Here is a 20,905-nt window from a genome sequence, read left to right as displayed (position 1 = left end):
CTCAGCCCACCGAAGCGATGTCGCGGAATCTGATCGCCTCGTTGCGCGCCAGCAGGTCCACGCGCTCGTTGTCCGGGTCGCCGGAGTGGCCTTTCACCCAGCGCCATTCGATGGAGTGGCGCTGGGTGGCGGCGTGCAGGCGTTCCCAGAGGTCGCGGTTCTTGACCGGATCTCCGCCGGCGGTTTTCCAGTTGCGCCGCACCCAGTTGGCCATCCATTCTGTGATGCCTTGGCGCACGTATTGCGAATCTGTCTGCAGCACGATCCGGCAAGGCTCGCTCAGCGCTTCCAGGGCCATGATGGCGGCCATCAGTTCCATGCGGTTATTGGTGGTCAGGGCTTCGCCGCCGGCGAGCTCCCGTTCGCGCCCCTGGTAACGCAAAACGGCGCCCCAACCGCCGGGACCGGGATTGCCCAGGCAGGAGCCGTCGGTATGTGCTTCCACTTCTTTCATTGCTGACCTTTTCGACAGAGAGATGCCCGCGTTCATGCGGGTGCGGCGCCGGCCCGCCACTGGCGGGCGGCAGGTGCGGGGGGAATCAGGGAGGCGGTGCGCTTTTCCGCTTCCAGCAGACAGACCGCGCGCAGCCGGCCGGCAGCCCGCATCTGCGGCCCGGTCGCCATGCGCCAGAGCGGGCCCAAATAGCTCACTTCGGCGCCGCAGGGCTGCAGGCCGAGCTGGCGCAATCGGCGGCGCCAGTCCTGCACGTCGTGCGCTTGCAGGCCGCTGCTGCGCCAGCGGGTGCGATAGGGGCTCCACGGGTTGAGGACGAACAGCCACAATCGCCCGCCCGGCGCCAGAACCCGCGCGCCTTCTTCCAGCAGCCCTTCTCTGCCGTCGTCCAGCGCGTGCTGCAGGATCAGGTTGCCGATCGACTCGTTGGGCAAAGGCAGCGGCAGCCCGCATTGCAGGGTGCCGGCATAGCGCTCGCCCCGGGGATGCAGCAGCAGGCTGCGGGGCGGCAACCCGGTCTCATCGGGCGCTGTGTCGGGCGCCAGGGGGGGCACCCAGAGCCAGGGCTGCTGGGCAGGCCGCGAAATCAGGGCGCCGCGGATCGTCTTCTGTTCCGCCGCCAGCAAGGGCCGACCCCTTACCGTGTCGAACCAGGCCAGGGCATCGGGTTGACGGCTGATCTGCAGGACAGGCATGTTCGGAATTGTAGAGGACCGCTCAACCGGCCGTCCTTTCGAAGTTGGATCCGCCTCCTCTACCGCTGGTGACGAATGCGTCTGACCGCTCTGCCCGCTTTCGAAGACAACTACATCTGGGCCCTGGTGGACGACGACGGCAATGCCGTGATCGTGGACCCCGGCGACGCGGCTCCCGTGCTGGCCGCCAGCGAACTGGGCATGTGGCCCGCCGGCGTGCTGGTCACCCATCACCACCCCGACCATGCCGGCGGCCTGGCCGCTCTGCGCGAGCGCTGGCCTACCCTGCCGGTGTTCGCGCCCGAAGACGCGCGGATTCCACACGCCAGCGAACGTGTCGGCGAAGGTTCCGGGTTCCGCCTTAACGGCTGGGAATTCAATGTGCTGGCCGTGCCGGGCCACACCCTGAGCCATATCGCTTTCCACGGCGGCAATGGCCACCTGTTCTGCGGGGACACCCTGTTCAGCATGGGCTGCGGGCGCCTGTTCGAGGGCACTCCGTCGCAAATGCTGGCCTCACTGGATCGCCTGGCAAGCTTGCCCGGCGACACAGCCGTGTGCTGCGGCCACGAGTACACTCTGGCCAACGCAGCCTTCGCCCGGGCCGTGGACCCCGCCAACGACGCTTTGCGCCGCCGTACCGAGGAAGCCCAAGCCATGCGCCACGCCGGACGCCCCACCCTGCCCTCGACCCTGGATGTGGAACTGGCCACCAATCCGTTCCTGCGCGTGGATGCGCCGGCGGTCCACGATGCGGTCGCGCGCCGGTTGGGACGCGCGCCTGCCGACCGGGTGGAAGCCTTCGCCGAACTGCGGCGCTGGAAGGACGGTTTCCGCGCATGAGGCGGCGCAGGCATCGCGCATGGTCTTTACTGTGCGCGCTGGGAATTTCCGCCGCGCTGCAAGCGGCCGAACCGGCGGGTGGACAGGCAGGTAAAAACGACGGCGCCGGCCCCGACAACGACGGCCAACTCGTGGCCGCGGGCGCCGGGGCCGGCGGGCCCCCGCTCGAACTCGAATCGTTGCCCGTCTCCAGCCAACGCAACGGCCGCGAGATCTACGAAAGCTTCCGCGCCGGCCTGGCCGACCCCACTTGCGACGCCGCCGCCACCAGCGCGCGCTGGAAGAAGCACTTCGGCCACGCTCCCGGGCAACTGGCGCGAGCCAACGACGATCTGCTGCCGCTGTTCGGCTACGTGGTCGATTCGCTGCGCCAAGCCGGCCTGCCTACCGAATTCGCCCTGATTCCCTTCGTCGAAAGCGGCTACAAGCCCGGTGCGCGCAGCGCCAGCGGCCCGGCCGGGCTGTGGCAGTTCATCGGCATTACCGCCCGCAACCACGGCGTGGCCATGCGCAGCGGCTACGACGGGCGCCTGTCGCCGGTGGATTCCACCCAGGCGGCCGTGCGTTATCTCAAGACCCTGCATGGGATGTTCGGCGGCGACTGGCGGCTGGCGGTGATGGGCTACAACGCCGGCGAGTACCGCATCCTGCAATCGATGCGCCGCGCCGGCATGAACGCGCAGAACGCCAAACCGGCGCAGCTGCCCGGGCTGTCGGGCATCACCTACGCGTATGTGGAAAAACTCCATGCCCTGGCTTGCATCTTCCAGCAGGCCGACGACCGCGAGGAATGGTTGCGGACCCTGGACCGCGAGGTCCCGCGCCTGGCTTCGCAAGCCCTGCCCGGCGATGTCGGCAGCCTGGACGAGTGGGCCAAGCGGCAGGGCTACGACAGCGGCCTGTTGCGGCGGCTCAACCCCGCGCTGGCCGCTGGTATTTCGCGCGGCGGCAAACCTTTGCGCGTGCTCGCGCCGTCCAGCGCGGGTTCGGCGATCGCCGCCCCGGTCGCGCAGCTCCCGGCACTACCGGCCCCGGCACAATCGGGATCCTCTTCCCGAACCACGGCCTCCAGCCAATCCACGCCTGCCGGTTCGCACACCGTGCGGCGCGGCGAATCGGTCTGGAGCATCGCGCACCGCTACGGCCTGCCGCCGCAGCAATTGCTGGCCCGCAACGGCCTGGCCAGCTCCGCGGTGCTGCAACCCGGCATGGTCCTGAAGCTGGAAGGCGACGACGGCGTGAAATGAGCCTCTGGCCGGCGCGGAAAAGTCCGCCGGCAAAAAGTGGCAAAATAGAGCGATTGCTCAACCGACGAGAGAATCCATGGGTTTCCTGCAAGGCAAGCGCGCACTCATCACCGGCATCGCCAGCGAACGCTCCATCGCTTCGGGTATCGCCGAAGCCATGCATCGGGAAGGCGCGGAACTGGCCTTCACCTACCAGAACGACCGGCTGAAATCGCGGGTCGAAAAAGCCGCCGCCGAATACGGCAGCGACATCGTGCTGCCCCTGGACGTCACCGACGATGCGCAGATCGCCTCGTGCTTCGAACAGCTGGCAAAGCGCTGGGATGGTTTCGACATCCTGGTGCACGCCATCGCCTTCGCCCCGCGCGAAGCCATTACCGGCGGTTTCCTGGACGGCCTGACCCGCGAGAACTTCGCCCTGGCCCACGACATCTCGGCCTATTCGCTGGCCGCACTGGCCAAGGCCGCGCGCCCCGCCATGCAGGGGCGCAACGGCGCCGTGCTGACCCTGAGCTACCTGGGCGCGGAGCGCGCTCTGCAGAACTACAACGTCATGGGCGTGGCCAAGGCCAGCCTGGAGGCGACGGTGCGCTATCTGGCGCTCAACCTGGGGCCGGAAGGCATCCGCGTCAATGCGATCTCCGCCGGTCCCATCAAGACCCTGGCAGCGGCCGGCATCGGCGGATTCCGCAACATCCTGGGGCACGTGGAAGCCTATTCGCCGCTGCGCCGCACGGTCACCATCGAAGACGTCGGCAATGTGGGCGCCTTCCTGTGTTCGGATCTGGCCGCAGGCGTCACCGGCGAAGTGACCTATGTCGATGCCGGTTACAACATCCTGGGCATGACCGGAATCGGCGAAGAGTAGTCAGGTAGGTCGGGGCTACGCCCCCGACGCACGCAATGTTCCATTCGGGCGATGCCTTACGTCGGCCACGTAGAACTTGCCCGTACTTGATAAGCGACGCGAAATGAAAAAGCCCGGCAATGCCGGGCTTTTTCACGGCCGATGCGAGAACTTCAGAGCTTGTCTTCGCGACGGATGATCTTGTACTGCTTGCGCAGCGCGCCTACATAAGAGGCCACATCGCCGGCAGCGCCCATCTGCGCCACCTGCTGCTGCAGCTGCATGCGCTGTTCCGGGGTGATCTTGGTCAGATCGCCTTCGGTGACCTTGTTGACCACGAAAACCACATAGTTCCCGTCCTCCATCCGCGCCTTTCCAGCCGACACCTTGCCAGCAGCCGGCTTCTGCGCCGCGAAAATGGCCGCATTGATTTCCGGCGACGGCATCGGCGCGCCGCGCGGAATACCGGGCAACTCGCCGGTCTGCAGCTTGTCGGCCGCAGCGATGGCCTGCAGGGTTTCGCCCTTGGCGATGCGGGCCAGAACCGCGTCCGCGGCTTTTTCCGCAGCCTTGGCGGCGCGGTCGGCACGGATCGCGGCGATGACGGCATCGCGAACCTGCGCGATCGGCTGGGCCTGCTCCGGCGTGTGCTGCAGTACCCGGATGAAGACCGCATGCTTCGGGCCGATCTCGATCGGATCGCTCACCGTGCCGTCCTGCACCAGCGAATCGGAGAACGCCGCACGCAACACCGCCGGATTGGCGGCGATGCCCGAGGCGGTCGCACGCGAGAACGGACCGATCCGCTGCACCGGCAACCCCACCGCCTTGGCCGCTGGCGCCAGCGAAGTGGGATTCTTCAATACTTCGTTGACCACGCGTCCTGCCAGATCGTTATAGGCGCGCTCGCCTTCCGAATCGGCCTGCTCGCGGGCCAGCACATCGCGCACTTCCTCGAACGATTTGCCCTGGCCGGGCTTGATCTCGCGCAATTGCAGGACGTGGTATCCGAACTCGGTCTTGATCGGGCCGGAGATTTCGCCGGGCTGCATGCTGAACATCGCATCTTCGAACGGCTTGGTCATGGTGCCGTCGCGAGCCACCCACGGCAATTCTCCGCCGTTGTTCTTGGAGCCGTCGTCTTGCGAATTGGCTTTGGCCAGCGCCGCGAAATCCGCGCCGGGCTGCTTCGCCTGTGCCGCCAGTGCGGCGGCTTTCTGTTCCGCGGCCTTCTGCGCGGCGGCATCCGCGTCCGCCGGCACCATGATCAGGATGTGCGAAGCCAGGCGCTGTTCGGCGCTCATGAAACGCGACTTTTCCTGCTCATAGCGCTTGCGCAGCGCCGCTTCGTCCACCGGCGCTGCAGTGGGCGACAGCGTCGCCGCATCCACATCCACGTATTCCAGGGTTACCGATTCGCCTTGCTTGTAGTCGGCCGGGTGCGCGTCGTACCAGGCCTTGATCTGCGCATCGCTGACCGCGGCGGTGTCGGCGCTTGCCTCGGGCGCTTTCAACGCGGCGATGGTCACGTCGCGGGTCTCGCCGAGCAGCTTGATCAGTCGGTCCATTTCCTTGCCGGTGACGAATCCGGATTCGCCGATCCCCTGCGGAATCAGCGCCATCTGCAAACGGTCGCGCTCCTGCTGCTCGAACGCCACCGGAGTGAGCGCCGGCACCTGCGCAGCAAGCAGAGTCGTGTAGCGGGCCGCGTCGAACTTGCCGTCGACCTGGAAAGCCGGCTCTTTGGCGATCGACTGCCGCACCGCTTCATTGCTCACCGCAATACCGGAGCGCTTGGCGTTGAGCTGCATGACCTTCTGGTCGATCAGCTGGTCCAATACCAGCAACTTGTTTTCCTGGGTCTCGAATTCGCGCGGGTCGAAGTTTTCGCCCAGCGCCTGCCGCTGCTGCTGCCGCGCCTGCTCGAAACGCGTGCGGAATTCTTCCTGGGTCACTTCTTCGTGCTGCCAGAACATGGAAACCGGCCACCAGGTAGGAGCGGACTTCCACCAGGTGGGCGGCGCTTCGACCTTGGCGACCGCATTGTCGGTGCCGCCGGTCATGTATTCGTTGACGCCCACGAAGGCGAACGGAATGATCAACAGGCCGAGGACGATAGTGGCTATCCAACCGGAAGTCTTGTCGCGAAGTGTCTGCAGCATCGTGGCGTTCGGCCTGATTTCTCGTAAGCCGCGCAGTTTAGCGCGCTTGGAAGGGCCTGTTAACGCCGGGCTGGCCTAATCGCACTGCCCGAGGGCATGGATTCAGGCCGGAACATTCGGGCCGAAAACAGAAAAGGCGCCTTTCGGCGCCTTCCTGTTTCAAATATGGCGGAGTGGACGGGACTCGAACCCGCGACCTCCGGCGTGACAGGCCAGCATTCTAACCAACTGAACTACCACTCCGCTTTGAAGAACTCTTGCAGCAACCGGGCGAGCCCGGCGACCGCGGTACACCCGAAGGTGGTGGGTGCTGAGGGTTTCGAACCCCCGACCCTCTCCGTGTAAGGGAGACGCTCTACCGCTGAGCTAAGCACCCTAGTGCTAAACCGACACCGAAGCGTCGGCGGCGAGCAGATTAGTTTACGGCATCCTTCAGGGCCTTACCAGCCTTGAACGCAGGATTTTTCGACGCAGCGATGTTGATGGTGTCGCCGGTCTTCGGATTGCGGCCGGTGCGGGCAGCGCGTTCGCGGACCTGGAAGGTGCCGAAACCGACGACGGTAACGCTGTCGCCCTTCTTCAGCGCCTTGGTCACCGAGGAGATGACCGCATCCACCGCACGCGCGGCATCGGCCTTGCTCAGGTCAGCGGACTCAGCGACGTGGTCGATCAATTCTGTTTTGTTCATGTAGTAACTCCCTGTGCGGAATGACCGCGGATTGAGTAATCGGACTTGCCCGGACCGATAGTCTGGGGATCATCCGATCAAGGGTGCCGTGAAGCGCGTCATGAAATCAGGCGCCTCCGGGTCTTCCATTTATACCAGCGGCCGCATACCCACGCAAGGCGAAAAGCCAATAATGGCGCGGGTTTCGCGGGTTTTACCGGTTGTTATTGTCACCGGATTAATGCTTGACATCGGGCTGCGCGGGGGTCTTTCCGGACTCCCGCACGGGCAGCTTCTCGCCGCCGCCAGAGGCCGCCGCCGGGGTCAGCGGACGCTCGAGCGCCAGATCCAGCACCTCGTCGATCCAGCGCACCGGCACGATCTTCATGCCCTGGGTGACGTTGGCCGGGATGTCGGCCAGATCCTTGCGGTTCTCTTCCGGAATGATCACGGTGGTGATGCCGCCGCGGATCGCCGCCAGCAGCTTCTCCTTCAGCCCGCCGATCGCCGACACGCGTCCGCGCAGGGTGATCTCGCCGGTCATCGCCACATTGGCGCGCACCGGGTTCTTGGTCAGCGTGGAAATCAGCGCGGTGGCCATGGCGATACCCGCGCTGGGGCCGTCCTTGGGCGTGGCGCCGTCGGGCACATGCAGGTGCACGTCCTGCTTCTGCAGGAAATCGGTGTCGATGCCCAGGCTTTCGGCGCGCGAACGCACCACCGACAAGGCGGCCGAAGCGGACTCCTTCATCACATCGCCCAGTTGGCCGGTCAGGGTCATGCCGCCCTTGCCGGGAACCAGGCTGACTTCGATCTGCAGCAGATCGCCGCCGACTTCGGTCCAGGCCAGGCCGGTGACCAGGCCGATCTCGTTCTGTTCCTCCGCGCGGCCGTAATCGAAGCGGCGCACGCCTTGGTATTTCTCCAGGTTCTTGGAAGTGACGCTGATCGCGGCGGCTTTCTTCTTGGCGGGTTTCGGGCCGGCCAGAGCGATCTCCTTGACCACCTTGCGGCAGATCTTGGCGATCTCCCGCTCAAGGTTGCGCACGCCGGATTCGCGCGTGTAGTAGCGCACGATGTCGCGGATGGCGCTCTCGGCGATCTTCAGTTCCTCCGGCTTCAGGCCGTTGGCCTTCAGTTGCTTGGGAATCAGATAACGCTCGGCGATGTTGAGTTTTTCTTCCTCGGTATAGCCGGGGATGCGGATCACTTCCATGCGGTCCAGCAGCGGACCCGGAATATTGAGCGAATTGGCCGTGGCCACGAACATCACTTCGGACAGATCCAGATCCACTTCCAGGTAGTGGTCGTTGAAGGCGTTGTTCTGCTCCGGATCCAGCACCTCGAGCAGGGCCGAGGACGGATCGCCACGGAAGTCCATCGACATCTTGTCGATCTCGTCCAGCACGAACAGCGGGTTCTTGGTCCCGGTCTTGTTGAGGTTCTGCACGATGCGGCCGGGCATGGAACCCACGTAGGTGCGGCGATGGCCGCGGATCTCGGCCTCGTCGCGCACGCCGCCCAGCGACATGCGCACGAACTTGCGGTTGGTGGCCTTGGCGATGCTCTGCCCCAGCGAGGTCTTGCCCACGCCCGGCGGGCCGACCAGGCACAGGATCGGGCCGCGCATCTGCTTCACGCGGGTCTGCACCGCCAGATATTCCAGGATGCGCTCCTTCACTTTCTCAAGGCCGTAGTGGTCGGTGTCCAGCGTGTCCTGCGCCACCTTGAGATCCTTGCGCACCTTGCTGCGCTTCTTCCACGGCACGCCTAGCAGCCAGTCCAGGTAGTTGCGCACCACCGCGGCCTCGGCCGACATCGGCGACATCTGCTTGAGTTTGTTGAGCTCGTTCTTGGCCTTGGTCTCGACCACCTTGGGCATGCCGGCATCGGCGACCTTGCGGGCCAGGTCTTCCAGTTCGTTGGGCGCATCGTCCAGTTCGCCCAATTCCTTCTGGATGGCCTTCATCTGTTCGTTGAGGTAGTACTCGCGCTGGCTCTTCTCCATCTGCGACTTGACCCGGCCGCGGATGCGCTTTTCCAGCTGCTGCACGTCGATCTCGCCGTCGACGAAACCCACCAGCAGTTCCAAGCGGTCGCCGACTTCTATAGTCTCCAGCAGACGCTGCTTGTCGCTCAGGCGCACGCCCAGGTGCGCGGCGATGGTGTCGGCCAGGCGGCTGGGCTCGTCGATGCCGGCCAGCGTCTGCAGCAGTTCCGGCGGCAGCTTGCGGTTGGTTTTGACGTATTGCTCGAACAGGCTCATCAGCGAACGCGCCACCGCTTCCACTTCGCGCCCTTCGCGCAGATCGCTGGATTCGATTTCCTCGCCGCGGCCGTACAGCGAGCCGTCGCGTTCGCCGACATCGGTGACGTTCACGCGGGCCGTACCTTCCACCAGCACCTTGATGGTGCCGTCGGGAAGCTTCAGCAGTTGCAGCACCTGGGCGAGCGTGCCGATCGAATACAGATCGGCGGCAGCCGGATCGTCGGTCTCGGCGGATTTTTGCGCCAGCAGCAATATGCGCTTGTCGGCTTCCATCGCCTGCTCCAGCGCGCGCATGGATTTGTCGCGGCCGACGAACAACGGAATGACCATGTGCGGGAAGACCACGACATCGCGCAGCGGCAGCACCGGCAGGTCGAGGATGTGGGAATCGGAACGGGCCATGGGGGCTCCAGCAGAGTGCGGACAAGGCGGTGCAAGGCACCATGGCCCCGTTATGGGGCCATCCGCGAAGGGATGCAAGTGGAAAGCTGAAAGCCGTTGGGGTTCAACGGCTTGGGCGGCTTATTCGGCCGAGGCGACCTTGGGCTGCGCGGGCGCGTTCTGGTAGATCAGGTACGGCTCGGACTTGTGTTCGATGACCGATTCGTCCACCACCACCTTGCCCACGTTTTCCAGCGAGGGCAGGTCGTACATGGTGTCCAGCAGCACCGATTCGACGATGGTGCGCAGGCCGCGCGCGCCGGTCTTGCGCTTGAGCGCCTTGCGGGCGATCGCCGACAGCGCGTCGGGACGGAACTCCAGCTCCACGCCTTCCATGTCGAACAGCTTCTTGAACTGCTTGGTGATGGCGTTCTTGGGTTCGGTCAGGATCTTGATCAGGGCCGGCTCGTCCAATTCCTCCAGGGTCGCGACCACCGGCAGGCGGCCGACGAACTCGGGGATCAGGCCGAACTTGATCAGGTCTTCCGGCTCCACTTCCGACAGCACCTTGCCCATCTCGGCCTTGCGCTCGGAACTCTTGATCTTGGAGCCGAAACCGATGCCGCTGGCCTCGGTGGAGCGCTGCTGGATGATCTTGTCCAGACCGGCGAACGCGCCGCCGCAGATGAACAGGATGTTCTTGGTGTCCACCTGCAGGAATTCCTGCTGCGGATGCTTGCGCCCGCCCTGCGGCGGCACGCTGGCCACGGTGCCTTCGATCAGCTTCAGCAGCGCCTGCTGCACGCCTTCGCCGGACACGTCGCGGGTGATCGACGGGTTCTCGCTCTTGCGCGAGATCTTGTCGATTTCGTCGATGTAGACGATGCCCTGCTGCGCCTTGTCGACGTCGTAGTCGCACTTCTGCAGCAGCTTCTGGATGATGTTCTCCACGTCCTCGCCCACGTAACCGGCTTCGGTCAGCGTGGTGGCATCGGCAATGGTGAACGGCACGTTGAGCAGGCGGGCCAGCGTTTCAGCCAATAGGGTCTTGCCCGAACCGGTGGGGCCGGCCAGCAGGATGTTGGACTTGGCCAGCTCGACCTCGTCGTTCTTGCTGCGGCTCTCGATGCGCTTGTAATGGTTGTACACGGCCACGGCCAAGGTGCGCTTGGCGCGCTGCTGACCGATCACGTACTGGTCCAGGACCTCCAGGATCTCGCGCGGCTTGGGCAGGCTGCTGCGTGCGGACTGGGCTTTTTCCTCGAGTTCCTCGCGGATGATGTCGTTGCACAGCTCCACGCATTCATCGCAGATGAACACGCTCGGGCCCGCGATCAGCTTGCGGACTTCGTGCTGGCTTTTGCCGCAGAACGAACAGTAGAGGATCTTGTTGCTGTCGCCGGAACGGCTTTGCCGGTCTTCGCTCATGCTTCGGTTGTCCAGTCACCCGACCCGTCGAGCGGGTGTTCGGTTTGAGAATAGCAGTTCCGGCCGCGCGATGGGCATGCGGGCCGGAAACGGGTGGAAACGTTATATCCCGTGGCTTTCGGCAGCTCTGTCAATCTGTTCAGCCAGCCTGAATGGAGTCTTCCGGGCGGCGTTCCAGGACCTGGTCGACCAGTCCGTAGGCCACGGCGTCGGCGGCGCTCTTGAAATTGTCGCGCTCGGTGTCGCGGGCGATGGTTTCCAGCGACTGGCCGGTGTGCTTGGCCATGATCTCGTTCAGGCGGGCGCGCATGGCGAGGATCTCGCGGGCCTGGATGTCGATATCGGTGGCCTGGCCCTGGGAGCCGCCGGAGGGCTGGTGGATCATCACGCGGGAATTGGGCAGCGCGTAGCGCTTGCCCGCGGCGCCCGCCGAAAGCAGCAAAGCGCCCATGCTGCAGGCCTGGCCGACGCAGATGGTGCTCACATCGGGCTTGATGTACTGCATGGTGTCGTAGATGGCCATGCCGGCGGTGACCACGCCGCCCGGGGAGTTGATGTAGAAGCTGATGTCCTTTTCCGGGTTCTCGGCTTCCAGGAACAGCATCTGCGCGACGATGACATTGGAGACATGGTCGTCCACGCCGCCGACCAGGAAGATCACGCGTTCCTTGAGCAGGCGGGAGTAGATGTCATAGGCCCGCTCGCCGCGGCTGGTCTGTTCGACCACCATCGGGACCAGGTTCAGGGCTTGGGGCTGGATGAGGCTCATGTGTGTTTTCAACCTGGCTGAGGGTGGGAACGCCCGGATGCGGACATCCGGGCACTGGCTGCGCGCTGCTTACTTGCGTGCCGCTTACTGGCGGATGGCTTCCTGGAAAGACAGCGCCTGTTCGGTGTGCTGGGCGCGCTCGGCGATCCAGTCGATCACCTGCTCTTCCATCACACGGTTCTGCAGTCCACTCATCAACTGGGGGTCGTTGCGGTACAACTCAATGACCTGCTCCGGCTCTTCGTAGGTCGAGGCGATCAGGCGCAGCGTCTCGTTCAGACGCTTGGGGTCCAGGCGCAGCTGGTTGCTGCGGGCGACTTCGCCCACCAGCAGGCCGACCAGCACGCGTTTGCGGGCGGCGTCCTTGAACCCTTCATGGGCGTCGGCCGGCACCTGCACCTGCTGGCCGTTGCGCTGGGCCTGTTCCACGGTCTGCTGGAGCATGGCGCGGGCTTCGTTCTCGACCAGGCGGGGCGGCATTTCCACGTGCGAGTAGGCGGCGATCAGCTGCTCGCCCACTTCGCGGCGCAGACGGGTCATCAGCGCGCCCTTGAGCTCGCGCTCCAGATTGGTGCGGATATCGGAGCGGAACTGCTCCACATCGCCGCCCTTCACGCCGAAACTCTTGACGAACTCCTTGTCCACTTCCGGCATCACCGATTCGGAAACCTCGGTGACCTTGAGGTAGACCTGGACCTGGCGGCCGGCCAGCTGCGGCACCCGCCAGTCGGCCGGGAAATTGACCGCGATGTCCTTTTCCTCGCCCTTGGCCATGCCCACCAGCGCATTCTCGATGTCGCTGTACATCACGCCCGAGCCGATCAGGGTGGCGCCCTTCTCGATGCCTTCCGCCGGCAGACGCTCTTCGCCGGCCTGCGACCAGGTTTCCAGGGCCACGCGATCACCCTGCTGGGCGGCGCGCTGCACTGGCTGGAAGGTGCGGCGCTGCAGGCGCAGGTTTTCGATCATCTGGTCGATGTCGGCGTCGACGACCTCGGCGGTATGCCGGGTCACGTTGAGCTTGGCGACGTCGATATCGCCGAAATCGGGCACCACTTCGAAGGTGGCGACCCACTCCAGCTCACCGGCGCCGGCCGGCTCCAGGCGCGGATTGCCGGCCAGCCGCAGCGACTGTTCGCGCACGGCCGAATCGAAGGTTTCGCGCAGCAGGCCGTTCAGCGCCTCACTGCGGACCTGCTGGCCGTAGCGCTGCTCGATCACTTTCTGCGGCACCTTGCCGGGGCGGAAGCCCTTGATCCGCGCGGTGCGGGCCAGCTCGCGCAGGCGGCCGCCGATATGGGTGTCCAGGCGCTCGGCCGGAAGGGTGAAACTCATGCGGCGCTCGAGGTTGCCGAGCGATTCGACCGAAACTTGCATATCCACTGACTCCTGGGCCACGGAAACGTCCGCGGCACGATGTTGATGATCTGGTCGGCCGGTAGCGCAGTCGTGGGACTGGCGCGAAACCGGCGCAACGCAATAGTTTCGCCGATTACGGCTTTGGCTGCCAGCAAAAGGCCGCGGAGGGGGCTCGCAAGGGCGGCGATGCGGGTTTTTGACCGGACATCGCCGGATGATTCTCAGGCGGGCCCCCGAAAAAGCAGGAACTCTGGGGACCTGATCAAGGGGAACAGCCCGTTACCCAGCATGACTACGCGCTGCGGCGCGCTCTGTTATTGCTGCCCTGTGGGTTGTCCCGGGCGCGGTGCGAAAGGGGGGACTCGAACCCCCACGGGGGTTACCCGCTGGAACCTAAATCCAGTGCGTCTACCAATTCCGCCACTTTCGCTGGTCCGTCGCCATTGTATCCGCCGGCCGGGCCGGCCACAAAAAAAGCCCGGCAGGACCGGGCGCTTCGGATAATGCCCCCACGGTCCACCAACCAGTGAGCCCCGCCCTAGCGAGGCTTGAAGACGTGTACTGCCGGGGCTAGAGTGCGGATGAATCCAACGGACGGTGATCTCATGCGCGCAGCAATCTTTTGCTTTTTCCTCCTACTGTCGGCTCCTGCCCTGGCGGACACGTATGCCTTTGGCAACCGCCTTGTCGTATCGGGCGACGGCGCCGGCAAAGTGATGGAAGTCGCCGGGAAGCCCGATCGCATCGTGAATCTGGAAAACGAGCAGGGCGCCGTCTACGGCGAACGGTGGGACTACTACCTCGGCGGCAAGACGGTCTCCATCTTCATGGTCGACGGTATCGTCAAGAAAATCACTGAAGCCCGTTGACCCGCAAGCACGGCAGTCGGAGCAGTTGCGCCTGGCTGTCGTCCCAATTCTTGAGGATCGGCTCGCCGGCGGCGTCCCTTCGTCCGCCGAGACCGGCCGCGCAATGGATCCAGCGTAACCAGCTCTTCCTTGCCCGTTACGACCATAAACCCCGGCCCATGGAATCCAGGCCTGCCGACTTTTCGGGAAGCAACAAAAAAGGCACCCTTTCGGATGCCTAAGTTGTTGTTTTATTTGGTGGGCTGTGAAGGATTCGAACCTTCGACCTATTGATTAAGAGTCAACTGCTCTACCAACTGAGCTAACAGCCCTGAAACTGTGGATATTGTAACAAGTCGCAGCGGCGTCAGGAACCCGCTGCGGACTTTTTCGATATGGGGTGGAAGACGGGATTTGAACCCGCGACCCCCGGAATCACAATCCGGTGCTCTAACCAGCTGAGCTACATCCACCATAACAACGAACTACCAGTACAACCTACCGCCGCAGTGGCGCGCCCGACAGGACTCGAACCTGTAACCGCCGGCTTAGAAGGCCGGTGCTCTATCCGGTTGAGCTACGGGCGCTCGGTCCGGGATTGTCGCATCCAGCCGGTGGACATCCTATCCATTCGACAGCACCTGAGTGGTCGGGGTAGAGGGATTCGAACCCCCGACCCTCTGGTCCCAAACCAGATGCGCTACCAGACTGCGCTATACCCCGACTCGGGTCCCGCATCGCCGTGCAGGCCAACAAGGCCGCGTATTGTCGGAAGCTGCGCCCCCGCTGTCAAACCGCAGGGCGGGCGAACTCCCCTGATTCCGTAACGGTCATGCGATATCCTCCCAAGCTTGGGGACGCAGGTCCGAAACGAAGGAGCAGGCAAAGATGATACGCAGCGGCAATCCGGCACTGAAAGAATCCACCTTCCTCGACCTGGGCAGCGGCGCGGTGGTTTCGCGCGACGCCGGCGCGATGACCCTGAACGGCACCGTCAACAAGACCGGCATCCTGCTGTTGCTGGCCGTGCTGACCGCGGCTTTCGCCTGGAGCCAGTCCGTCACCGTGGGGGCCGATGGCTTGCCGGCGGTGGCCCCCGGCGTCATGGGCTATGTGCTCGGCGGCGCGATCGGCGGCTTCATCCTCGCCCTGGCCACGATCTTCAAGAAAAACTGGGCGCCGGTGACCGCGCCGCTGTACGCACTGGTTGAGGGACTCTTCCTGGGCTCGATTTCGGCGATGTACGAACTGCGCTTCGACGGCATCGTGTTCCAGGCGGTGTTGCTGACCTTCGGCACGCTGTTCGCTTTGTTGATGGCCTACCGCAGCGGTCTGATCAAAGCTACCGAGAACTTCAAGCTGGGCGTGGTCGCCGCCACCGGCGGCATCGCGCTGGTCTATCTGGCCACGATCGTGCTGGGCTTGTTCAACATCAACATCCCGCTGATCCATGAGTCCGGAATCGTCGGCATCGGCTTCAGCTTGTTCGTGATCGTGATCGCGGCGCTGAACCTGGTGCTGGACTTCGACTTCATCGAGAACGGCGTGGAACAGGGCGCTCCCAAATACATGGAGTGGTACGGCGCATTCGGCCTGATGGTCACGCTGGTGTGGCTGTATCTGGAATTCCTGCGCCTGCTGTCCAAGCTCAACTCGCGCTGAGGCTTACGGTCATCCGATCCGGAAAAGGGGCGCGATGCGCCCCTTTTTCTTTCACGCGCCCGCAGCGACGGACGCCTTGCGGCGATGCGGCCACAGCATGAAGGCAATGGTCACCGCGACCAGGAACCAGCAGTAGTGCGCCTTGCCCACCAGCGCCAGCGGCGACAGGCCGGCCAGCGATGCAGCGAGCAGTATCTGAGCGCCGTAGGGCAACAGGCTCTGCACGCTGCAGACGAAGATATCCAGCAGGCTCGCCGCGCGCGCAGGCGGTACGTCGTGGCGTTCGGCGATGTCGCGCGCTACGCTTCCACTGATGAGAATGGCCACCGTGTTGTTGGCGGTGAACACGTCGGTGACCGAAGCCAGCGCGGCGATGCTCCACTCGCCCGTCCTGCGGCCATCGCTGCCGCGCGCGATGCGCGAAATAGTCCTGGCCAGCCAGGCCAAGCCGCCGCTGGCCTTGATCAGCGCGCCCAGGCCGCCGATGAACAACGCCAGCAGGGTGATTTCCACCACGCTTTCGAAACCGGCGTAGATGTCGGTGGAGAACGCTGCTATTCCGTAGTCGGAACTTGTGGCGTAGCCGAATACTCCGGCAACCACCAAGCCAATGCTCAGCACCAGCAGCACGTCCAATCCAATCACCGCCAAAACCAGCACCAGCACATAGGGCAGCACCAGCCAGGGCGAGGCTGTTTGCTCAGCCTGCGCCGGCGAGGCTTCTCCGGCGAAGGCAAGCACCAGCACGGTCAGCAACGCCGCCGGCAATGCGATCTTGAGATTCTCGCGGAATTTTTCGCGCACGCTGCAGCCCTGGGTGCGCGCGGCGGCGATGGCGGTGTCCGAAATCACCGAGAGGTTGTCGCCGAAGGTGGCGCCGCCGATGACCGCGCCGATCACCAGCGCGCGGTCCAGCCCCGACGCGTCGGAAATGCCCAAGGCGATGGGCGCCACCGCGGCGATGGTGCCCATCGAGGTGCCGATCGCCAGCGACAGGAACCCGGCGATCAGGAACATCCCCGGCAGGATCAACGCCGGCGGCAACGCGCCCACCCCCAGCGCGACCACCGCATCCACCGCGCCGATCTGCTTGGTGACCATGGCGAAGGCGCCCGCCAACAGAAAGATCAGGCACATCAGGATGATGTTGGAGTCGCCGATGCCTTCCAGCAGCGTGTCCACCGCCTTCACTCCCTGGCGATGCGCGATCCACAGGCCCAGCGCCAGGGCCGGCAGGATCGCTACCGGCGCGTGCAGCTGGTAGAAACCCATCGCATCGCCCTGCGAGGTGAAGTACAGGCCCGCGCCGAAGAACAACGCCAGGAACGCCAGCAATGGCGTGAGCGCCACGGCGCGGGGACGGACTTCCATAAAGCCACTCGGTTCGAAAGGAGTTGCGATTGTGCGTGCGCGGCCCCGCACCAGAAAGTCCATGCCTGGGACATGGGGAAACAAAAACGGGACGCTGAGCGTCCCGTTCCGATCCTGCCCATCGATGCGCTCAAACCCGGCTGGCGATCGCCTTGGCGAAAGACATGGTGGTGCCCTCGCCGCCCAGGTCCGGGGTCAGCGAATCCCTGGCTTCCAGGGTCGCCACGATCGCATTGCGCAGGCGTTCGGCATTCTGCGGCTGGCCGATATGGTCGAGCATCTGCGCGGCGCCAAGCAGCAGTGCGCAGGGGTTGGCGATGCCTTTGCCGGCGATGTCGGGCGCCGAGCCGTGAACGGCCTCGAAGATCGCCGCCTCGGTACCGATGTTTGCGCCCGGCGCCAGGCCCAGGCCGCCGACCAGACCGGCGCACAAGTCGGAGATGATGTCGCCGAACAGGTTGGTGGTGACGATGATGTCGAACTGTTCCGGGCGCATCACCAGCTGCATGCAGGTGTTGTCCACGATCATCTCGTTGCACTGGATCTCGGGATATTGCGCCGCGACTTCGCGCGCCACTTTCAGGAACAGGCCCGAGGTGGATTTGAGGATGTTGGCCTTGTGCACCACCGTGACTTTCTTGCGCCCGGTCTTGCGGGCCAGGTCGAAGGCGTAGCGGACGATGCGCTCGGAGCCGGTGCGCGTGATCTTCTGGGTCAGCAGCGCGGTTTCGCCGTCTTCCGACACGCTCTGGCCTTCGCCGATATACGCGCCCTCGGTGTTTTCGCGCACCGTGATCAGGTCCACGCCGCTCGGGAACCGCGATTTGGTGTTCGGAAACGATTTGGCCGGGCGCACATTGGCGTACAGGTCGAAGCGTTTGCGCAATTCGACGTTGATCGAGCTGAAGCCCTCGCCTACCGGCGTGGTCAGCGGGCTCTTCAGAGCGATGCGGTTCCTGCGGATGGAATCCATGGTGGCTTGCGGCAGCAGTTCGCCATGCTTTTCCAGGGCGGCCAGGCCGGCATCGGCGTTCTCGTAGGCCAGACCGACGTTCATGCTGTCGAGCACGTACAGGGCGGCGTCCATGATTTCCGGGCCGATGCCATCGCCGCGGATGACGGTGATCGTCTGGGTCATTGCGTTGGGGTTCCGAACAAGGGCGAGGGCGCTGCAGGTTGCCCAGCGCAGTCGCGGGAAGAAGGGATGCGCCAATTATGCCCGATCGGGGCTTTGGACCCCAAATCTACGATGGTCTTAGTTAGACTGTTCCTTCTCCCGGTGGGAGAAGGAACGGCGTTTACCCGTGATCGTGGGCCGAAGGCGCGGATGTCCCCGCTTCCAGCTGATCCAGAAAATCCACCGCCCGACGCAGATGCGGAATGACGATGGAACCGCCCACCACCAGCCCGACCGAGAAAGTCTCGAAAAACTCCTCGCGGCTGACTCCGGCGTCCTTGCACTGGGCCACGTGGTAGCTGATGCAGTCGTCGCAACGCAGCACCAGCGAGGCGACCAGGCCCAGCAGCTCCTTGGTCTTCACGTCCAGCGCGCCGGCCTGGTAGGTCTGCGTGTCCAGCGCGAAGAAGCGGCGTACGACCTGATTGGGTTCGGCCAGGATGCGTTCGTTCATGCGCTGGCGGAACTGGGTGAATTCGGCCAGACGGTCGCCGCCCTGATCCTGCTTGCCGCCGCTCATGCCGGTTCTCCCGCCTGGCCGGCCAGCAGCGGCTCGAGCTTGCCGGCGCGATGCAGGGCGATCATGTCGTCGTAGCCGCCCACGTGGGTCTGGCCGATGAAGATCTGCGGCACGCTGGTACGGTTGGTCTTGGCGATCATTTCCTGGCGCTGGCTGAAGTCCAGGTCGATGCGCACTTCGGTCCAGACCTGGCCCTTGCTCTTGAGGAAGTTCTTGGCGGCCACGCAGTACGGACAGATGGCGCTGGTATACAGGATGATTTGCGGCGCGCCGGTCACGACGGGATCAGTCACGGGAATTCTCGACAACAATCATGGTCAGAACACTATGGTGGCATGGCGGGACGTTACCAGCCTGCAAACTGGAACGCTGCGGGCTGCAACGCAGCGAGTTAACCGCCTATTCACCCGGCCATGGATTCTGCAAGTCATCCTGCGTCACGATTCCAATGGTTTCCTTCTGGAGTAAAGCTTGCGCCCTTCCCTGCTCGCCCTCGCTCTGACGCTGGCAATTGCGGCCCCACTGGTCCGGGCGCAAGACAGCAAGCTCCCGGATATCGGTTCGTCGGCCGGCGAACTGCTGACTCCGGCGCGCCAGGCCGAATACGGCGGCATGATGCTGCGCGAGCTGCGCAATTACGGATACCTGCTGGAAGACCCGTTGCTCGACGAATGGCTGCAGGACATGGGGGGACGACTGGGCGCCGATAGCGACCAACCGCGCCAATCCTTCACTTTCTTCCTGCTCAAGGACCGGCAGATCAACGCCTTCGCAACCCTTGGCGGGTATATCGGCGTCAATGCCGGCCTGATCCTGACCGCCGAGCGCGAGGACGAAGTGGCAGCCGTGATTTCCCACGAAGTCGCCCACGTGACCCAGCAGCATGTCCTGCGCGGAGTGGAACGCGCCCAACGCGACCAGATCCCCATCCTGCTAGGCATGCTGGGAGCCATCGTGCTGGCCCAGTCGGCGGGCGGCAATTCCAGCAGCGACGCTTCGCAGGCGGCCATCGCCAGCGCCATGGGGCTGATGGCGCAGCGGCAGATCGACTACACCCGCTCCAACGAAGCCGAGGCCGACCGCGTAGGCATCCGCACCCTGTCGCGCGCCGGTTACGACGTCGGCGCCATGGCCGGTTTCTTCGAGCGCATGTCGCAGGCCATGCGCGGCAACCGCGGCGGCGACCGCGAGCGCACCCCCGATTACCTGCAGACCCATCCGGTCACCACCACCCGCATCAGCGAAGCCCGCGAACGCGCCGAGCAGATCCTGCGGGAAACCACCATCCCGGTCACCACCACCACTCCGGGTGGTACCCAGTCCGAGCGGATTCCGCGCAATCCCTCCTATGCTGCGCCCGGCACTTCCAACCCGCTGCTGCCCAGTTCGCTGCTGATGTCGATGGGGACGCTCTCCAAGGGCGCCAGCGGGCAGTTCGACTGGGCCCGGGAACGGTTGCGGGTGCTCAGCGCGGACACGCCGACCCAGGCCATCGGCGAGTACGAGCGCATCCGCCAGAGCAGCGGCAAGGGCCTCAGCGATGCCCAGAAGTACGGCCTGGCCTTGGCGCGCCTGCGCGCCAACAGCCCGGCCGTCGCCGCCGGCGAGCTGCAGCCTTTGCTGGAAAAACACCCCGGCAATCTGTGGCTGACGCTGGCGCTGGGCCAGGCCGAGTCGCGCAGCGGCAAGGCCGAGGCGGCCAACCAGCGTTTTTCCGCCTTGCTGCGGCAATCGCCGGATAACCGTGCCGTCGCGCTGAGCTATGCCCAGGTTTTGAACGAGCAGGGCACCCGCGAGTCGGGCCTGCGCGCGCAGGCCGTGCTGCGCCCGTTGCAAAGCAGTTCGGCCGACGACCCCGTGTTCCAGCAGAGTCTGGCCCGCGCCAACGAATTGGCCGGCGACCTGTCCCGCGCCGGCGAAGCCTACGCCGAGGCGGCCTTCCTGAATGGCCGGCCCGAGCAGGCGCTGGTCCAGCTCCAGAACCTGAAAAAGCGCGACGACCTGGATTACTACGCGCGTGCGCGCATCGACGCCCGCATCGCCTCGATCACCCCGCAAGTGCTGGAACTCAGACGCCAAGGCATCCGCGACCCGGACGTGGACCGGCGCTAGGCCTGCCGACATTCCGGAAATACGCCTGCGCTGACACCGTCTTGTCACATGACGCAGCCCCGGCACAGGCCCGGCTGACCGTGCTGTCACCTGA

At 64.7% G+C, this 20,905-nt stretch carries 18 protein-coding genes and 7 tRNA genes; 6 read left to right on the top strand and 19 right to left on the bottom strand.

Annotated elements, in window-relative coordinates; translation table 11 throughout:
- Position 1 precedes the first annotated feature (1 nt).
- Both rnhA and CSC73_RS13040 read right to left on the bottom strand, forming a co-directional pair.
- Positions 2–454, bottom strand: a complete 453-nt coding sequence (rnhA, locus tag CSC73_RS13045; RefSeq protein ID WP_163840901.1) for a ribonuclease HI — start codon at positions 452–454, stop codon at positions 2–4.
- A 32-nt stretch (positions 455–486) separates the two neighbouring features.
- The gene (locus tag CSC73_RS13040; RefSeq protein ID WP_246197518.1) at positions 487–1,149 is read right to left on the bottom strand and encodes a class I SAM-dependent methyltransferase; all 663 of its coding nucleotides are present in this window, start codon (positions 1,147–1,149) and stop codon (positions 487–489) included.
- 75 nt (positions 1,150–1,224) lie between these two features.
- Here CSC73_RS13040 and gloB point away from each other — a divergent pair, with 75 nt between their 5' ends.
- The 3 genes from gloB to CSC73_RS13025 all read left to right on the top strand — a co-directional run bounded on the left by gloB (position 1,225) and on the right by CSC73_RS13025 (position 4,107).
- A complete protein-coding gene (gene gloB / locus CSC73_RS13035) occupies positions 1,225–1,992 on the top strand; it encodes a hydroxyacylglutathione hydrolase (RefSeq protein WP_163840899.1) in 768 nt (255 codons plus the stop codon).
- Complete coding sequence (locus CSC73_RS13030; RefSeq protein WP_163840897.1) at positions 1,989–3,239, top strand: lytic transglycosylase domain-containing protein; 1,251 nt, start codon at positions 1,989–1,991, stop codon at positions 3,237–3,239. Before gloB ends, CSC73_RS13030 begins: the two co-directional genes overlap by 4 nt.
- Before the next feature lie 76 nt (positions 3,240–3,315).
- Entirely contained in the window at positions 3,316–4,107 is a 792-nt protein-coding gene (locus CSC73_RS13025) for an enoyl-ACP reductase FabI (RefSeq protein WP_163840896.1), read from the top strand.
- 152 nt (positions 4,108–4,259) lie between these two features.
- Here CSC73_RS13025 and CSC73_RS13020 read toward each other — a convergent pair whose 3' ends face one another.
- From CSC73_RS13020 to CSC73_RS12980, 9 genes are all read right to left on the bottom strand, one after another.
- Positions 4,260–6,248, bottom strand: a complete 1,989-nt coding sequence (locus tag CSC73_RS13020) for a peptidyl-prolyl cis-trans isomerase (RefSeq protein ID WP_163840894.1) — start codon at positions 6,246–6,248, stop codon at positions 4,260–4,262.
- A 166-nt stretch (positions 6,249–6,414) separates the two neighbouring features.
- Positions 6,415–6,491: transfer RNA gene (locus tag CSC73_RS13015), tRNA-Asp, on the bottom strand.
- Positions 6,492–6,549: 58 nt separating this feature from the next.
- Positions 6,550–6,624 (bottom strand) — tRNA-Val (locus CSC73_RS13010).
- Positions 6,625–6,663: 39 nt separating this feature from the next.
- Positions 6,664–6,936, bottom strand: a complete 273-nt coding sequence (locus CSC73_RS13005; RefSeq protein ID WP_093279692.1) for an HU family DNA-binding protein — start codon at positions 6,934–6,936, stop codon at positions 6,664–6,666.
- A gap of 217 nt (positions 6,937–7,153) precedes the next feature.
- Complete coding sequence (gene lon / locus CSC73_RS13000) at positions 7,154–9,586, bottom strand: endopeptidase La (RefSeq protein ID WP_163840892.1); 2,433 nt, start codon at positions 9,584–9,586, stop codon at positions 7,154–7,156.
- A 120-nt stretch (positions 9,587–9,706) separates the two neighbouring features.
- Complete coding sequence (gene clpX / locus CSC73_RS12995) at positions 9,707–10,993, bottom strand: ATP-dependent Clp protease ATP-binding subunit ClpX (RefSeq protein WP_163840890.1); 1,287 nt, start codon at positions 10,991–10,993, stop codon at positions 9,707–9,709.
- Positions 10,994–11,132: 139 nt separating this feature from the next.
- Positions 11,133–11,762: an ATP-dependent Clp endopeptidase proteolytic subunit ClpP gene (gene clpP, locus CSC73_RS12990; RefSeq protein ID WP_093279689.1), complete on the bottom strand. Its 630-nt coding sequence runs from the start codon at positions 11,760–11,762 to the stop codon at positions 11,133–11,135.
- An 84-nt stretch (positions 11,763–11,846) separates the two neighbouring features.
- Positions 11,847–13,139, bottom strand: a complete 1,293-nt coding sequence (tig, locus tag CSC73_RS12985; protein WP_163840888.1) for a trigger factor — start codon at positions 13,137–13,139, stop codon at positions 11,847–11,849.
- 329 nt (positions 13,140–13,468) lie between these two features.
- Positions 13,469–13,551, bottom strand: a tRNA-Leu gene (locus tag CSC73_RS12980).
- A 175-nt stretch (positions 13,552–13,726) separates the two neighbouring features.
- Here CSC73_RS12980 and CSC73_RS12975 point away from each other — a divergent pair.
- Complete coding sequence (locus CSC73_RS12975; RefSeq protein WP_163840886.1) at positions 13,727–13,990, top strand: DUF2845 domain-containing protein; 264 nt, start codon at positions 13,727–13,729, stop codon at positions 13,988–13,990.
- A gap of 235 nt (positions 13,991–14,225) precedes the next feature.
- Here the strand turns inward: CSC73_RS12975 and CSC73_RS12970 are convergent.
- From CSC73_RS12970 to CSC73_RS12955, 4 genes are all read right to left on the bottom strand, one after another.
- Positions 14,226–14,301: transfer RNA gene (locus tag CSC73_RS12970), tRNA-Lys, on the bottom strand.
- Positions 14,302–14,365: 64 nt separating this feature from the next.
- Positions 14,366–14,442 (bottom strand) — tRNA-His (locus CSC73_RS12965).
- A gap of 37 nt (positions 14,443–14,479) precedes the next feature.
- A tRNA-Arg gene (locus CSC73_RS12960) sits at positions 14,480–14,556 on the bottom strand.
- 59 nt (positions 14,557–14,615) lie between these two features.
- A tRNA-Pro gene (locus CSC73_RS12955) sits at positions 14,616–14,692 on the bottom strand.
- Positions 14,693–14,860: 168 nt separating this feature from the next.
- On the opposite strand from CSC73_RS12955, the gene CSC73_RS12950 reads away from it, so the two are divergent.
- Positions 14,861–15,631 carry a Bax inhibitor-1/YccA family protein gene (locus tag CSC73_RS12950; protein WP_163841010.1) on the top strand — a complete coding sequence of 257 codons (771 nt, stop codon included), beginning with the start codon at positions 14,861–14,863 and terminating at the stop codon, positions 15,629–15,631.
- A 51-nt stretch (positions 15,632–15,682) separates the two neighbouring features.
- On the opposite strand, the gene CSC73_RS12945 is transcribed toward CSC73_RS12950, so the two are convergent.
- The 4 genes from CSC73_RS12945 to grxC form a co-directional block, all read right to left on the bottom strand.
- The gene (locus tag CSC73_RS12945; protein WP_163840884.1) at positions 15,683–17,002 is read right to left on the bottom strand and encodes a Na+/H+ antiporter NhaC family protein; all 1,320 of its coding nucleotides are present in this window, start codon (positions 17,000–17,002) and stop codon (positions 15,683–15,685) included.
- A 130-nt stretch (positions 17,003–17,132) separates the two neighbouring features.
- Positions 17,133–18,140, bottom strand: a complete 1,008-nt coding sequence (locus tag CSC73_RS12940) for an isocitrate dehydrogenase (RefSeq protein WP_163840882.1) — start codon at positions 18,138–18,140, stop codon at positions 17,133–17,135.
- 160 nt (positions 18,141–18,300) lie between these two features.
- Positions 18,301–18,699 (bottom strand): carboxymuconolactone decarboxylase family protein, encoded by a 399-nt coding sequence (locus tag CSC73_RS12935; RefSeq protein ID WP_163840880.1) that lies wholly within the window; start codon positions 18,697–18,699, stop codon positions 18,301–18,303.
- Positions 18,696–18,998 (bottom strand): glutaredoxin 3, encoded by a 303-nt coding sequence (grxC, locus tag CSC73_RS12930; protein ID WP_246197522.1) that lies wholly within the window; start codon positions 18,996–18,998, stop codon positions 18,696–18,698. Before grxC ends, CSC73_RS12935 begins: the two co-directional genes overlap by 4 nt.
- Positions 18,999–19,170: 172 nt before the next feature.
- On the opposite strand from grxC, the gene CSC73_RS12925 reads away from it, so the two are divergent.
- On the top strand, positions 19,171–20,811 hold the full coding sequence (locus CSC73_RS12925; RefSeq protein ID WP_163840876.1) for a M48 family metalloprotease: 1,641 nt from the start codon (positions 19,171–19,173) through the stop codon (positions 20,809–20,811).
- Positions 20,812–20,905: the final 94 nt, after the last annotated feature.

Origin of the sequence: Pseudoxanthomonas sacheonensis, from assembly GCF_010093305.1 — a bacterium.
Lineage (GTDB): Bacteria > Pseudomonadota > Gammaproteobacteria > Xanthomonadales > Xanthomonadaceae > Pseudoxanthomonas_A > Pseudoxanthomonas_A sacheonensis.
The sequence above is the reverse complement of the archived record's forward strand: the minus strand, read 5'-3'. Positions and strand labels throughout refer to the sequence as shown.

Bases quoted from the DNA above. Each gene is read 5' to 3' on its own strand.
- rnhA (WP_163840901.1), bottom strand. From the start codon at position 454: ATGAAAGAAGTGGAAGCACATACCGACGGCTCCTGCCTGGGCAATCCC.
- CSC73_RS13040 (WP_246197518.1), bottom strand. From the start codon at position 1,149: ATGCCTGTCCTGCAGATCAGCCGTCAACCCGATGCCCTGGCCTGGTTC.
- gloB (WP_163840899.1), top strand. From the start codon at position 1,225: ATGCGTCTGACCGCTCTGCCCGCTTTCGAAGACAACTACATCTGGGCC.
- CSC73_RS13030 (WP_163840897.1), top strand. From the start codon at position 1,989: ATGAGGCGGCGCAGGCATCGCGCATGGTCTTTACTGTGCGCGCTGGGA.
- CSC73_RS13025 (WP_163840896.1), top strand. From the start codon at position 3,316: ATGGGTTTCCTGCAAGGCAAGCGCGCACTCATCACCGGCATCGCCAGC.
- CSC73_RS13020 (WP_163840894.1), bottom strand. From the start codon at position 6,248: ATGCTGCAGACACTTCGCGACAAGACTTCCGGTTGGATAGCCACTATC.
- CSC73_RS13005 (WP_093279692.1), bottom strand. From the start codon at position 6,936: ATGAACAAAACAGAATTGATCGACCACGTCGCTGAGTCCGCTGACCTG.
- lon (WP_163840892.1), bottom strand. From the start codon at position 9,586: ATGGCCCGTTCCGATTCCCACATCCTCGACCTGCCGGTGCTGCCGCTG.
- clpX (WP_163840890.1), bottom strand. From the start codon at position 10,993: ATGAGCGAAGACCGGCAAAGCCGTTCCGGCGACAGCAACAAGATCCTC.
- clpP (WP_093279689.1), bottom strand. From the start codon at position 11,762: ATGAGCCTCATCCAGCCCCAAGCCCTGAACCTGGTCCCGATGGTGGTC.
- tig (WP_163840888.1), bottom strand. From the start codon at position 13,139: ATGCAAGTTTCGGTCGAATCGCTCGGCAACCTCGAGCGCCGCATGAGT.
- CSC73_RS12975 (WP_163840886.1), top strand. From the start codon at position 13,727: ATGCGCGCAGCAATCTTTTGCTTTTTCCTCCTACTGTCGGCTCCTGCC.
- CSC73_RS12945 (WP_163840884.1), bottom strand. From the start codon at position 17,002: ATGGAAGTCCGTCCCCGCGCCGTGGCGCTCACGCCATTGCTGGCGTTC.
- CSC73_RS12940 (WP_163840882.1), bottom strand. From the start codon at position 18,140: ATGACCCAGACGATCACCGTCATCCGCGGCGATGGCATCGGCCCGGAA.
- CSC73_RS12935 (WP_163840880.1), bottom strand. From the start codon at position 18,699: ATGAGCGGCGGCAAGCAGGATCAGGGCGGCGACCGTCTGGCCGAATTC.